This window comes from Brachybacterium sp. UNK5269 (genome assembly GCF_049266655.1).
Taxonomy (GTDB): domain Bacteria; phylum Actinomycetota; class Actinomycetes; order Actinomycetales; family Dermabacteraceae; genus Brachybacterium.
On sequence record NZ_CP184883.1, the window covers coordinates 1,174,336 to 1,187,942 of the forward strand.

Sequence of the window (13,607 nt, forward strand, 5' to 3'; positions counted from 1 at the left end):
ATCGACCCACTGTGAAACAAGTCGTTACGGCGCCGTGACTGTATTCCTGAGGCGTCCGGTGGTGGCGGCGATGGTGACGCCGATGGTGGCGAGGGCTCCCAGGGTCACGGCGGTGGTGGCCATGCCGGCGTTGGCTCCGATGATGCCTGCGGTGAGGTAGGTGAGGATGTAGCAGGCGTGGGAGAGGGAGAAGTCGGCGGCGAAGACGGCGGGGCGGTCGTTGTCGGAGACGTGGCGTCGGATCAGGCGGCCCGACGGGGTCAGGACCATGGAGATCGCGGCGCCGAGGATCAGCCAGAGCAGGAGGACAGGGCCCCATGCCGCCCCGCCGTCCAGAACCGCCAGGCTGGCCCCGGTCACGATGAGGGTCACTGGGATCGCGAGGGTCCCGATCAGCATGGGGCCCCGGTCGGAGCGTTGATCCAGCAGGCGGGGTAGGGCGAGGGCCACGATCATCTCGCCCAGGCCGCTGACGGCCAGGAGCAGGGGGACGTGCTGTGCGGTGAGGCCGAGGCGGGCGCCGACCAGGACGGGGGTGTTGACGATGATCATGGCGGTCCCGCAGGCCACGGCGAAGTACATCCCCAGCAGGCTGCGCAGTTGGGGGATGGCCGTGTAGATCCGGGTGCCGCGGGTCAGTCGCTCGGTGAACGAGGTCCTCTCCTGGCGGGCGCGGGCCGGCACGCGAGTGGTCAGGACCAGTGCGGCGGAGGCGAGGAAGCCGAGCGTCGTGCCGACGAAGAGGTCGTTGTAGGCGAGGACGGTCAGCAGGGCGGCGGCGAGCATGGGACTCGCGACCGCCTCGAGGTTGTAGGCCAAGCGGGACAGGGACAGAGCGCGGGTGTAGGCGCGTTCGCTGTGCAGCACGTCGGGGATGATCGACTGGAAGGTGGGGGTGAACGTTGCCGAGGCGGCCTGCAGGAGGAAGACGAGCAGGTAGATCTGCCAGACGTCGGTCACGAATGGCAGAGCCACCGCAACCGCGGCACGTACCAGGTCCGCGGCGATCAGCACGTTGCGGCGGGACAGGTGCGCGGTCAGGGCCGCCATCACCGGCGAGACGACGACGTAGGCGAGCATCTTGATCGTCAGGGCGATGCCGAGGACCTGACCGCCGCGGGGACCGGCCAGATCGTAGGCGAACAGTCCCAGTCCCACGGTCAGCAGACCGGTCCCCAGCAGGCGACGACCTGCGCGATGAACAGGTGACGGTAGGTGGAGTTCGCGAACACCTCACGCATCGGAGGACGCGCTGGCTTTCCGTCTGGGGATCAGGCGGGCGGAGTTCAGGATGAACGCGGTCTCGCTGCCGACGTGGATGATGGCCGCGACGACGGGCCCGAGCAGCCCGAACGCTGCCAGCACGATCCCGATCAGGTCGATCGCGATGGTGCCGACGAAGTTGACCATCACGATCCGTCGGGCCCTGCGCGCGATGAACAGGGTGCGCGCGAGGTCATCGAGGTCGGAGCTGATCAGGACGACGTCGGCGCTGTCCTGCGCGATGTCGGTGCCGCTGCCCATGGCGATGCCGACGTCCGCCCGCGCCAGGGCCGGGGCGTCGTTGACACCGTCGCCGACCATGGCCAGGCGCCGGCCCTGCGCGCGTTCGGCGTCGATCGCGGCGAGTTTCTGCTCGGGCAGGAGACCGGCCCGCACCTCGTCGATCCCGAGCTCTCCGGCGACCGCGGCGGCGGTCCGCTCGTTGTCACCGGTGATCATCATGACGCGCACCCCGCGCCGGCGCAGCTCGGCGATGGCGCCGCGCGCGGAGGCCCGCACCGTGTCGGCCAGCAGGATGGTCCCGGCGTAGACGCCGTCGATCCCGACGTGGACCGCGGTCGCGGTGCCCTGGCTCTCCAGATCTTTCGGGGCACCAGGGACCAGCGCGCTGGTGCCGGCGGTGACGACGCTGCCGGCGACGTGCGCGGTCACTCCCTGCCCGGGTGCGTAGTCGAAGGAATCGGGCGGACCGACGTCGATCGAGACGTCGGCGGCGTGGGCGAGGATCGCGCGTCCCAGGGGATGCTCGGAGTAGTACTCCGCGGTCGCGGCCGCGGAGAGCAGCTCCTCGCGGGTGGAGTCCGCGTCGATCCAGATATCCACCACGGCCGGGGCCCCCGAGGTCAGAGTCCCCGTCTTGTCGAACACGACCGTGTCGACCGTGGACAGCGCCTCGAGGTGCGCCCCACCCTTGATGAAGGCGCCGCTGCGCGCTGCGCGGGCGATCGCGGCCAGCACCGCCAGCGGTGTGCCGGCGGCGATCCCGCAGGCGCCGGCGACCACGATCACCGAGATGGTCGAGGTCAAGTCGCCAGTGATGACGTACGTGAGGAGGGCGCCGCCGAGGGCGAGGTACACCAGATAGGCGGCGAGCCGGTCCGCCAGACGCTGGACCGGCGGCTCGGTCTGCTGCGCCTCACGGACAGCCTCGACGATCCGTCCGTAGGACGAGTCCGCGCCGATCCGCTGCGCCCGCACCTCCACCGCTCCGACCTGGTTGATCGACCCGGCGAAGACCTCGTCGCCCGTCTCCACGTCCACGGGGAGGGATTCCCCGGTGATCCGGGACTGATCCACGGTGGAGCGCCCAGCGACGATGCGCCCATCGACCGGGATCCGGCCCCCGGGGGCGACCACGACCACCGCCCCGGATACCACCTCGTCCAACGCGACGGACTGCAGCGAGTCACCCTCGCGCACCTGCACCGTCTCGGGCAGGAACGACATCAGGTCGGTCAGGGCGTCGCGTCCGCGGTCCATCGAGAGATCCTCGAGGATCTCCGCGGCCAGCACGAAAGTGGTGATCACCAGCGCTGTCACCCACTCACCGATCGCGGCGGCGGCCACGATCGCGATCAGCATGGACAGCTCCATGCTCATCCGCCGGTTCCGGACGTCCTCCCACGCCTCCCGCAGCACCGGCCAGCACCCCACCACCAGGCCGATCACCGCCAGCAGCGGCACCTCCGGCCACGGCCACCTCGCGCCGAGCGCGACGGCCAGCGTGCAGACCGCCACGAAGGCCGTCCGGGCGACGTCGTGACGATCCAGGCGTTGCCAGAGCGATACCTCCCGCTCGGCGGTCCCGGTGGCGGGCGCGGAGGTGGTCGTCGGCGCGCTCACTTCGCGGTCTCGGCGGTGACGGTGCCGTCGGGCGCGACATGGTGGGCGGGGACCCCGTCGACGACATGCTCGGCCTGGAAGACGGCATGCATCACCAGCCGGCGCGCATGCTCGTCGATCGTGCTGTAGAACATGCGCGTTCCCTCCTGGCGGGCCTGGACCACCTTCGCCCAGCGCAGCTTCGCCAGATGCTGCGAGACAGCGGTAGGGGCCTTCCCGACCTGTTCAGCCAGCTCTCCGACTGACATCTCTCCCTGGCGCAGCGCCAGGATGATCCGGATCCGGGTCGGATCCGAGAGCAGCGCGAACACCTCTGCGGCCAGATCGACGTACTGGCTCTCCTGTCCAAACGTACAAGCCTGCGTATCTGCGTTCATGCGCAGAGAGTAGTAGGCGACAGTCGCGACGGCGCGATGCCAACGGTGATGGGCGCCCAGTGCGGCTGGTCACCGCGCGGCACAGGTGTGGCGGTCTGAATGCTGGCGCTCATGGCGACCTTCGTTGCTGGCGAGGCTGCGACCCTCGCCAGCTCCGCCTGGGCGATACTCGCCATGTGACGGACGTGCGGCATTGGACCGGCAGCGGGCTGACACATTGACCCATACCCCCCTGGGGTATAAGATTCTGGAATCGACGAGGAGAGGTGTACGAGCCATGAATGCGACGACGGCTGAGTATCAGGTGACCGGTATGACCTGTGGCCATTGCGAGATGTCAGTGCGCGAGGAGGTTGGTGAGCTCTCCGGCGTGACCGACATTCAAGTCAGCGCGCAGACCGGTCGTCTCGTTGTCACGTCGTCGGGCTCCCTTGACGACGCGCAGGTGCTTGCCGCTGTCGAGGAGGCCGGCTACTCGGCGGCCAGGGCCTGATGAACGCCGGGGGGCGACTACTCATCTACGGTGCCGGACTGGCAGTAGCTTTCGCCGGCGCCTTTGTCGCGGCCGGCGTGGTCGTTCCCGACCGGACAGTCCAGGCGTGGCAGGCGCAGGCTTCCGATGCGACCGAGCATGAATCTGGCGCCGACGGCCCTGGCGGCACGCCGGGCGACGCCGCACTCCAAGAGGCAGTGTCGATGTCGTCGCAGGGGTACGTGCTGTCGCAAGTCTCGGCCCCATCGGTCATCGACCAGGCCGGGCAGCTGGCCTACACGATCACGGGACCCGACGGGCATCCCGTGACTGACTACCAGGAGGGTCAAGGGAGCGAGATGCATCTGGTCGTGGTCCGCACGGATGGCGCCCAGTACCGCCATGTTCACCCCGAGCTCGATTCGGCTACCGGGACCTGGTCCCTGCCCTGGGAGTGGTTCGAGGCCGGCACGTACAAGCTCTACGCCAACGTCGCGGTCGCCGGCGACCGCGAGGACCCGCTGATCCTGTCCCGGAGCGTCGATGTCGCGGGGACCCTCACCCCGCACACCGACCGTCCCGTCTCGGCCCACGACGAGGTCGATGGATACGAGGTGTCCTTGGCAGGCGGCCTGAAGGCGGGCACGTCCACGACCCTGACGCTCAGCGTCACCCAGGACGGCGTCCCGGTGACCGCCCTGCAGCCCTATCTCGGAGCCTTCGGCCACCTTGTCGCCCTGCGCGAGGGCGACCTGGAATACCTGCACGTCCATGCCGAGGGCGACGAGCCCGGCGCCGGCGATACCTCCGGTCCTGATGTCTCGTTCATGGCGGAGGCGCCCACGGCTGGCCGCTACTTCCTGTACCTGACCTTCCAGGTCGACGGCGAGGTGCACACCGCCCAGTTCGTCCTCGAGGCGGAGCAAGCCAGTGGCGCCGAGGCCGAGAACGCCGGAGAGCATTCAGGCGGTCACTGACCCCTGCAGGATCGACCGTTGAACGTCACTGGCCAGGAAGGATACGCAGTGAACACCCAAGCCCCACTGGTAGCAGACGCCGGCATCGAACTGGAGATCGGCGGCATGACCTGTGCATCCTGCGCGAACCGCATCGAGCGCAAGCTGAACAAGCTCGACGGCGTCACCGCGAGCGTCAATTACGCCACCGAGAAAGCCAAGCTCACCGTTCCCGAGGGATACGACCCGCAGCTGCTGATCAGTGAGGTCGAGAAGACCGGCTACACCGCCACATTGCCCAAGCCCCCGGCGCGTACGGGCGCGCAGACCCCCTCCGACGACGGGGAGGGATCGGACCCCGAGCTCACCTCCCTGCGCCACCGTCTGATCGGCGCGGTCGCGCTGACGGTGCCGGTCATCGCGATGGCGATGATCCCCGCCCTCCAGTTCCCCTACTGGCAGTGGCTGTCGCTGGCGCTGGCGGCACCCGTGATCGTCTGGGGAGCCTGGCCCTTCCATAAGGCTGCCTGGACGAACCTCAAGCATGGCGCAGCCACGATGGACACGCTCATCTCGATGGGCACCTCAGCTGCGTTGCTGTGGTCGCTGTACGCGCTGTTCTTCGGCACTGCCGGCATCCCGGGGATGACGCACCCGTTCGAGCTGACGGTCGCCCCGTCGGATGGTGCGGCGAACATCTATCTCGAAGTCGGCGCGGGCGTGACGATGTTCATCCTCCTGGGCCGCTACTTCGAGAAGACGTCCAAGCGTCAAGCGGGCGCCGCGCTGCGGGCCCTGCTTGAGCTGGGCGTGAAGGAGGTTTCCGTGCTGCGCGGGGGTCAGGAGCAGAAGATCGCCATCGATGACCTCGAGGTGGGCGATCAGTTCATCGTCCGGCCCGGCGAGAAGATCGCCACCGATGGCGCGGTCGTCTCCGGCATGTCCGCGGTCGACGCCTCGATGTTGACCGGCGAGTCCGTGCCCGTCGAAGTACGAGGGGGCGACGCCGTCACCGGTGCGACCGTCAACGCCGGCGGCCGGCTCGTGGTCCGCGCGACCCGCGTCGGCTCCGACACCCAGCTGGCGCAGATGGCCAAGCTCGTCGAGGACGCTCAGACCGGGAAGGCCGAGGTTCAGCGCCTGGCCGACCGGATCTCCGGGATTTTCGTGCCGATCGCCATCGCGGTCGCGGTGGTCGCGCTCGGGGGCTGGCTCGGCGCCGGATTCCCGGCCGAGGCTGCCTTCACGGCCGCAGTCGCGGTGCTCGTGGTCGCCTGCCCTTGCGCTTTAGGTCTCGCCACCCCTACCGCGCTCCTGGTCGGCACCGGGCGTGGCGCTCAGATGGGCATACTCATCAAGGGGCCGGAGGTGCTGGAGTCCACCCGCAAGGTCGACACGGTGGTGCTAGACAAGACCGGCACCGTCACCACCGGCAAGATGACCCTCACCGATGTCGTCAGTGACAACGGCACCGATCGCACCGAGCTGCTTCGGATCGCCGGCGCCGTCGAGGACTTCTCCGAACACCCGATCGCCCAAGCGATCGCCAAGGGCGCCACCCAGGAAGCCGGGGGACTCCCCTCCGTGACGGAATTCGCCAACGTCGAGGGCCAGGGCGTGCGCGGCACCGTCGAGGGACGCGCCGTCGTCGTCGGCCGCGAGAGCCTTCTGGCCGAGACAGAGATGACGCTCAGCCCACAGGTGGCCGCTGCCAAGATCGACGCAGAGCGACAGGGCAAGACTGTCGTGGCCGTCGGCTGGGACGGTCAGGCCCGGGGGATCCTGATCGTGGCCGACACGCTCAAGCCCACCAGCGCGGAAGCCATCACCGCGATGAAGGACCTGGGGCTGACCCCGGTTCTGCTGACCGGTGACAACGAAGCCGTGGCCCGGCAGATCGCCGCCGAGGTCGGCATCGCCGAGGTCATCGCCGAAGTCCTCCCCGCCCAGAAGGTCGATGTGGTCGCCCGCCTCCAGGCCGAGGGCCGCACCGTCGCCATGGTCGGCGACGGCGTCAACGACGCCCCCGCCCTCGCCCAGGCCGACCTGGGCCTGGCGATGGGCACCGGCACCGACGTCGCGATCGAAGCCAGCGATATCACCCTGGTGCGCGGAGACCTGCGCAGCGCGGTCGACGCCATACGCCTATCCCGCAAGACCCTGTCGACGATCAAGACCAACCTGTTCTGGGCCTTCGCCTACAACACGGCCGCGATCCCGATCGCCGCGCTGGGCATGCTCAACCCCATGCTCGCTGGCGCCGCCATGGCCTTTTCCAGCGTCTTCGTCGTGGGGAACAGCCTGCGCCTGCGCGGCTTCACGTCCATCACCAAGAACTGACCCACCACCGGACAAGGATCATCATGAACGACACCACCGGACAGGCCCCCAGCTGCTGCGGCGGACACGCCGCTTCCGCACCGATACAGGCCGACGGCCGCACGAACCTGATGGGCCCCACCGACGACGACATGGCCAGCTGCCCGGTGATGGAAGGCAGGCCGGTCGTCAAGAGCGCCGCCGAGGCCGCAGGCCTGGTCCGCGACTACGAGGGCACTCGCTACTGGCTCTGCTGCGCCGGCTGCGGCCCCCTGTTCGACGCCGACCCACAGAAATACACCGCCGCCTGAACATGGATGACGGGTGCGAGGTCATAGACCTCGAAACCACCCGACACCCACCCTCGACAGGTACCCCCGGGGGGTATACGGTGGGGGTATGAACGCTGAGCACCCATCCCATCATCGCGGTCACGGAGCTTCGGGGACGCAGCACGAGCACGGTCCTTCCCAGGCCACTCTTCCCGGCAGCCCCGATCACGACGCTCCCGGCGCCGGGCACGACGCCACCGGTGGCCACGATGACCACACGGAGCACACGGACCACACGGAGCACGGGGGCCACGGTGGAGGGCATGGAGGGCATGGGGGGCACTCCGGGCACGGTGACCACGTCGGGCAGTTCCGGCGTCTGTTCTGGATCAATCTGATCCTGGCGGTGCCGGTCGTCGGGTTCTCCTCCATGTTCGCGATGCTGCTGGGTTACGACGTGCCCGACTTCCCCGGCGCGGCGTGGATCGCGCCGATTCTCGGCACGGTCATGTACGTGTGGGGCGGGCGGCCGTTCCTGACGGGAGCGGTCTCCGAGATCCGTTCCCGGAAGCCCGGGATGATGCTGCTGATCGGGCTGGCGATCACGGTCGCGTTCTTCGCCTCCTGGGGCGCCAGCCTGGGTCTTCTGGATCATGAGCTCGAGTTCTGGTGGGAGCTCGCCCTGCTGATCGTGATCATGCTGCTGGGGCACTGGATCGAGATGCGCTCCCTCGCCCAGACCACGTCTGCCCTGGACTCCCTGGCCGCGCTGCTACCGGACATGGCCGAGCGGATCGAGGGTGACGAGCTCGTCAGCGTCGCCCCCTCCGAGCTGCGTCTGGGTGATTTGGTGCTGGTCCGCCCTGGGGCCAACGTCCCCGCCGACGGTGTGATCCGCGAGGGCCGCGCCGACGTTGACGAGTCCATGGTCACCGGGGAATCTCGGCCGGTGACGCGAGTGGCCGGTGACCGGGTCGTGGCTGGCACTGTCGCCACCGACTCCAGCCTGCGCATCGAGGTCACCGCGACCGGGGACGACACCGCCCTGGCAGGGATCCAGCGCCTGGTGACCGAGGCGCAGAACTCCTCGTCCCGTGCCCAGCGGATCGCGGACACGGCCGCCGGGTGGCTGTTCTGGTTCGCGATCATCGCCGCGGTGATCACCGCGATCGTCTGGTCGGTGCTCGGGATGCCCGATGCTGCCGTGGTGCGCACGGTGACCGTGCTGGTGATCGCCTGCCCCCACGCCCTGGGTCTGGCGATCCCGCTGGTGGTCTCCATCGCTACTGAGCGCGCGGCCCGCGGCGGTGTGCTGATCAAGGATCGCCTGGCGTTGGAAGGCATGCGCACCGTGGATGCGGTGTTCTTCGACAAGACCGGCACTCTGACCAAGGGTGAGCCCGTGCTCGCCGAGATCGTCACTCGCCACATGGACGCCTCACAGGTGCTGGCGCTGGCCGCGGCCGCGGAGGCGGAGAGCGAGCACCCCCTGGCCCGCGCCGTCGTCAGCAGGGCTGACTCCGACGGGGTGCAGGTTCCTGCCGGGAGCGACCTCAGCTCCACCCCGGCTTTGGGCGTGAGTGCCCAGGTCGAGGGCCACGAGATCCGCGTGGGCGGTCCCCGCCTGCTCGAGGAGACCGGCGCGGGCGAGGTCGAGGAGGCCGCGACCTGGCGCGACGAGGGCGCGATCATCCTCCATGTGCTGCGAGACGGCGACGTCATCGGTGGCCTCAAGCTCACCGACGAGGTGCGCCCCGAGTCGCGCGAGGCTGTCGATGCCCTGCACAGCCTGGGAGTCGAGGTCGTGATGATCACCGGCGATGCCGAAGCGGTGGCGAACAGCGTGGGCCGCGAGCTCGGCATCGACCGCGTCTTCGCCGGGGTGCGCCCCGAGGACAAGTCCTCGAAGGTCGCCCAGCTCCAGCACGAGGGGAAGAAGGTCGCGATGGTCGGCGACGGCGTCAACGACGCTCCCGCCCTCGCGCAGGCCGACGTCGGGATCGCGATCGGCGCGGGCACCGACGTTGCGATCGCTTCCGCCGGCGTGGTGCTCGCCAGCTCCGATCCCCGCTCCGTGCTCTCGGTCATCGAGCTCTCCCGCGCCGCGTACCGGAAGATGAAGCAGAACCTGTGGTGGGCTGCCGGCTATAACCTGCTGTCCGTGCCCCTCGCGGCCGGGGTACTGGCCCCGATCGGGTTCGTGCTACCGATGTCGGTCGGCGCGATACTGATGTCCCTATCCACTGTCGTCGTCGCGTTGAACGCCCAGCTCCTGCGGCGCCTCGACCTGCGCCCCGAAGCGACCGTCGCCGCCCTGCGCGACCGCCGCTGATTCCCCATAGAACGGAACCGCTCATGACCACCGCACCGGACATCGACTCCACGGAGGACCAACCCTGCCACAGCGGCCCTCATGGATACATCCAGGACAAGCCCCGCTACCTCAACCGACTCAAGCGGATCGAGGGGCAGGCCCGCGGTATCTCCCGCATGGTCGAAGAGGACGTCTACTGCATCGACATCCTCACCCAGATCTCCGCGCTGACCAGCGCCCTCGAGAACGTGGCGCTGGGGCTGCTGGATGACCACCTCCATCACTGTGTCCTTGATGCCGCCCGCGCCGGCGGCGACGAGGCCGAGATTAAGCTCAAAGAGGCCTCAGCCGCCGTGAAGCGCCTCGTGAAGTCGTAACGCACCCCTGCCGACTATAAGCAGCCCGTCTCGGCCTCTGTCCTGGCTGTGACCTGGGCCGGGACGACGAAGATTTGACGAAGAATCACGAGCGAGGCGGACCCTCAGGGCTCGAACCGGGTTCAATGGATGGAATACGCCTGGTCTGTGCGCTCTTTCCTTCGATGTCCGGAGAAGGCTTGGGTGCACGGCTCAGGGCGCTGTTCTACCCGCTGTATCGGGAGCGCACTCGGGCCGACGGCAGGGTCCGCTGGGTGCAGAGTCCTGTGATCGACTGGAAGGTGACGATGACTGAGGGCCCCGTGCCTCGGCGCACGATGCTACGAGCACTGGCCGGAGGCGGCGCAACGATATCGTCCGCACTGCTTCTCACCGCCTGCGGCAACGAAGACACCTCCTCCACAACAGCCGATCTCGGCTATGTGGCAGGAAACGGGACAGTGGTCGAGATCCCCTCAGCCGAAAGGGCGGAGCCCGCGGTGTTCTCCGGGACGACGTATGAGGGAGAAATCTTCGAGTCCTCCACAGCGCCGCCGGACCTGCTGGTGATCAACGTCTGGTACGCGTCCTGTCCGCCATGTCGGGTGGAAGCTCCCGACCTCAAGGCGATCTCCGAGGAGTACGCGGAGCGGGGGTGCAGTTCATCGGGATCAATACCCGGGACGAAGCCGGGCCGGCCGCGGCGTTCGAGCAGAACTACGGCATTGCGTACCCGTCCCTGCCGGATCCGGATGGAGAAATTCTGTTCGCTCTGCGCGGGCAGGTGGCCCCGAATGCGGTCCCGACCACTTTGGTGCTGGACGCGGAGGGCAGGCCGGCAGCGCGCATCACCGGCGCTATCGAGCCCTCCACACTCCGCGCCATGCTCGACTCCCTGATCGCTGAGCGGGACGCATGATTGGGGAATGGTTCGCGTCAGCTGCTCTCAGTGGCCCGATGCTGGTCGCAGTGATGGTGGCGGGCCTCGCCGGCATCGTCGCGTTCCTGTCGCCGTGCATCCTGCCGGTCGTGCCCGGCTATCTCTCCTACGTCGCAGGCCTGACCGGAACCTCCCTGGTCGCCCCCGCCGGGGCGGAGTCGGTCACGGAGTCCGCTCGTCGTCGTGCACGCGGCCGGATGCTGCTGGGAGCGGTGCTGTTCATCCTCGGCTTCACCGTGGTCTTCATGGTTCTGGGCGGCTTCGCCGGCGCCCTCGGCCACTTGCTGATCCGCTGGTCCGATGAGATCTCCCGAGTCTCCGGGGCGATCGTGATCCTGATGGGACTGGTGTTCCTCGGAGTGTTCCCTGGCCTGTCGTTCGCCAAGCCGATCGGACGACGCCCGGATCCCGGCCTGGCCGGGGCGCCGCTGCTCGGTCTGATCTTCGGCCTCTCCTGGACACCGTGCATCGGCCCCACCTATGCCGCCGTCTTGGCGCTGAGTCTTGACGGGGGATCGGCATCGCGCGGTGCGCTGCTGTCACTGGCCTACGCGCTGGGCCTTGGCATCCCCTTCATCCTGTTCGCTCTGCTCTTCCAGCGGATGAGCGGCCTCTCGGCTTTCCTGCGCACCCGCCGCCGGATGCTGAACAGGATCGGGGGACTCGCGCTGATCGTGATCGGTGTCCTCCTGGTCACCGGCGTGTGGCAGGCATGGATGAGTGCGCTGCAGACCCGTTTCGGCGACGTCACCACCCTCATCTAGGGATCACAGGTCCGACGGGCTGATTCTTCATCGCTTCTTGATGCGCCCTGAGCTTGGCCTTCACAGATCAGAAATAGCCTGGGAGCTTCGCTGTCCCGTGATGATGAGGAGTTTTTTCCGTGTCCACTTCCTCCCCGAAATCTGTGCACCGTCGTCGGCTTCTTCAGGTCGGCGCCGCCGGGCTCGTGCTCGCCAGTGGAGGTGTGTACGCGGGCACTCGATTGCTGTCCGATTCGCCGACCGCGGCCGGCGACGGCACGGCTCGGGCAGCTACGTCCCAGACGGCTCCCTCCGGGCGTGTGGTGACTCGCGAGCTGCGTGCTGCGCCGACCACGGTCGATCTCGGCGGGCGGAGCGTGGAGACCTGGGCCTACGACGACGCCGTACCGGGCAAGGAAATTCGCGTCACGGCGGGTGATGAACTGCGCGTTCGCCTTACCAACGACCTCCCCGTGGACACCACCATCCACTGGCACGGCATCGCTCTCCCTCAGGAGATGGACGGGGTCCCGGGGCTGAACCAGGACCCCGTGGCGCCCGGTAGCACCTTCGACTACTCCTTCGTCGTGCCCGACCCCGGCACCTACTGGTTCCATCCGCATGTCGGGGTGCAGCTTGATACGGGGCTGCAGGCACCGTTGATCGTGGAGGACCTCGCCGAGCCCGGCGACTACGACGAAGAAGTCGTCCTGGTGCTGGACGACTGGACCGACGGATGGAGCGACTCACCCGACACCATCCTGGAGCGCATGGCCCGCGAAGGCATGGACATGGGTGGCATGTCGATGGGCGAGATGGAAGGCATGGAGGGGATGGACCATGGGGGGATGTCCATGGACGACGCGATGCCCTCCCCGCAAGCACCTCTGGGGGCCGACTCCGGCGACGTCATCTACCCCGGACATGTGGTGAACGGGCGCCTGGCGACGAACCCGTTCGTCATCAACTCCGCACCGGGCCGACGGATCAGGCTGCGTCTGATCAACAGCGGCGGCGACACGGCCTACCGTTTCGCAGTCGGCGACCACCGGATCACAGTCACCCATACAGACGGATTCCCGGTCGAGCCCGTCGAGGTCGACACCCTGATCATCGGCATGGGGGAACGCTACGACGTCGTGATCACCACTGGTGACGGGGTATTTCCGATAGTCGCAGCACCGGAGGGCAAGGATGCGGCTCCGGGGAGAGCTCTTCTGCGCACCGGATCGGGCGCCACACCAGACCCGACGGCACTGCCGACCGAGATGTCCGGTCAGATGCTCACGTATTCCGCTCTCGCGCCGACGGCCGAGGTGGCGTTCGAGACGCGGCAGCCGGATCGGGAGCTCGATGTTGTGCTCGAGATGATCGATGGCGGACGGAAGTGGTTCATCAATGGCGCAGGCTTCGGCGACCATGATCCCTTGCAGATCTCGGCAGGTGAGCGCGTCCGGTTGAACCTGCGCAACGAATCGATGATGTTCCACCCCATGCACATCCACGGGCACACCTTCGCGCTGGCCGGTCAGAACGGGACCGGCATCCGCAAGGACACCGTCAACGTGCTGCCCATGGAGACCGTGTCGGTCGATCTGCAGGCCGATAATCCGGGCGACTGGGCGGTTCACTGCCACAACATCTACCATGCCGAACTCGGCATGCAGACCGTCTTGTCCTATGCGCCCTGAGGCGACGCAGGACTGCCTTGGGTCCGGGACTCACGTCGCCC

12 protein-coding genes are annotated in these 13,607 nt (G+C 68.1%); 9 read left to right on the plus strand and 3 right to left on the minus strand.

The features are described 5' to 3' along the window. Nucleotides 1–24: 24 nt before the first annotated feature. From ACOJUI_RS05420 to ACOJUI_RS05430, 3 genes are all read right to left on the minus strand, one after another. A complete protein-coding gene (locus tag ACOJUI_RS05420; RefSeq protein ID WP_422117063.1) occupies nt 25–1,158 on the minus strand; it encodes an MFS transporter in 1,134 nt (377 codons plus the stop codon). Nucleotides 1,159–1,233: 75 nt separating this feature from the next. Then, nucleotides 1,234–3,126 (minus strand): heavy metal translocating P-type ATPase, encoded by a 1,893-nt coding sequence (locus ACOJUI_RS05425; RefSeq protein ID WP_422117064.1) that lies wholly within the window; start codon nt 3,124–3,126, stop codon nt 1,234–1,236. Further along, on the minus strand, nt 3,123–3,503 hold the full coding sequence (locus ACOJUI_RS05430) for an ArsR/SmtB family transcription factor (protein WP_422117065.1): 381 nt from the start codon (nt 3,501–3,503) through the stop codon (nt 3,123–3,125). The genes ACOJUI_RS05425 and ACOJUI_RS05430 overlap by 4 nt, the downstream gene beginning before the upstream one ends. A 277-nt stretch (nt 3,504–3,780) precedes the next feature. Between ACOJUI_RS05430 and ACOJUI_RS05435 the strand changes: the two genes are divergently transcribed. From ACOJUI_RS05435 to ACOJUI_RS05475, 9 genes are all read left to right on the plus strand, one after another. Then, nucleotides 3,781–3,996 (plus strand): heavy-metal-associated domain-containing protein, encoded by a 216-nt coding sequence (locus ACOJUI_RS05435; RefSeq protein ID WP_422117066.1) that lies wholly within the window; start codon nt 3,781–3,783, stop codon nt 3,994–3,996. Further along, on the plus strand, nt 3,996–4,952 hold the full coding sequence (locus ACOJUI_RS05440) for a hypothetical protein (protein WP_422117067.1): 957 nt from the start codon (nt 3,996–3,998) through the stop codon (nt 4,950–4,952). The genes ACOJUI_RS05435 and ACOJUI_RS05440 overlap by 1 nt, the downstream gene beginning before the upstream one ends. Before the next feature lie 105 nt (nt 4,953–5,057). Continuing rightward, nucleotides 5,058–7,271 carry a heavy metal translocating P-type ATPase gene (locus tag ACOJUI_RS05445; protein WP_422117624.1) on the plus strand — a complete coding sequence of 738 codons (2,214 nt, stop codon included), beginning with the start codon at nt 5,058–5,060 and terminating at the stop codon, nt 7,269–7,271. A 23-nt stretch (nt 7,272–7,294) separates the two neighbouring features. Then, on the plus strand, nt 7,295–7,561 hold the full coding sequence (locus ACOJUI_RS05450) for a hypothetical protein (RefSeq protein WP_422117068.1): 267 nt from the start codon (nt 7,295–7,297) through the stop codon (nt 7,559–7,561). Between the two features lie 88 nt (nt 7,562–7,649). Then, nucleotides 7,650–9,854: a heavy metal translocating P-type ATPase gene (locus ACOJUI_RS05455; RefSeq protein ID WP_422117069.1), complete on the plus strand. Its 2,205-nt coding sequence runs from the start codon at nt 7,650–7,652 to the stop codon at nt 9,852–9,854. A gap of 23 nt (nt 9,855–9,877) precedes the next feature. Further along, nucleotides 9,878–10,213, plus strand: coding sequence for a metal-sensitive transcriptional regulator (locus ACOJUI_RS05460; RefSeq protein ID WP_422117070.1), 336 nt, complete (start codon nt 9,878–9,880; stop codon nt 10,211–10,213). A gap of 634 nt (nt 10,214–10,847) precedes the next feature. Beyond that, nucleotides 10,848–11,111, plus strand: coding sequence for a TlpA family protein disulfide reductase (locus ACOJUI_RS05465; protein ID WP_422117071.1), 264 nt, complete (start codon nt 10,848–10,850; stop codon nt 11,109–11,111). Between the two features lie 53 nt (nt 11,112–11,164). Next, nucleotides 11,165–11,896 carry a cytochrome c biogenesis CcdA family protein gene (locus tag ACOJUI_RS05470; RefSeq protein WP_422117072.1) on the plus strand — a complete coding sequence of 244 codons (732 nt, stop codon included), beginning with the start codon at nt 11,165–11,167 and terminating at the stop codon, nt 11,894–11,896. Nucleotides 11,897–12,015: 119 nt separating this feature from the next. After that, complete coding sequence (locus ACOJUI_RS05475; protein WP_422117073.1) at nt 12,016–13,566, plus strand: multicopper oxidase family protein; 1,551 nt, start codon at nt 12,016–12,018, stop codon at nt 13,564–13,566. The last annotated feature ends 41 nt before the right edge of the window (nt 13,567–13,607 follow it).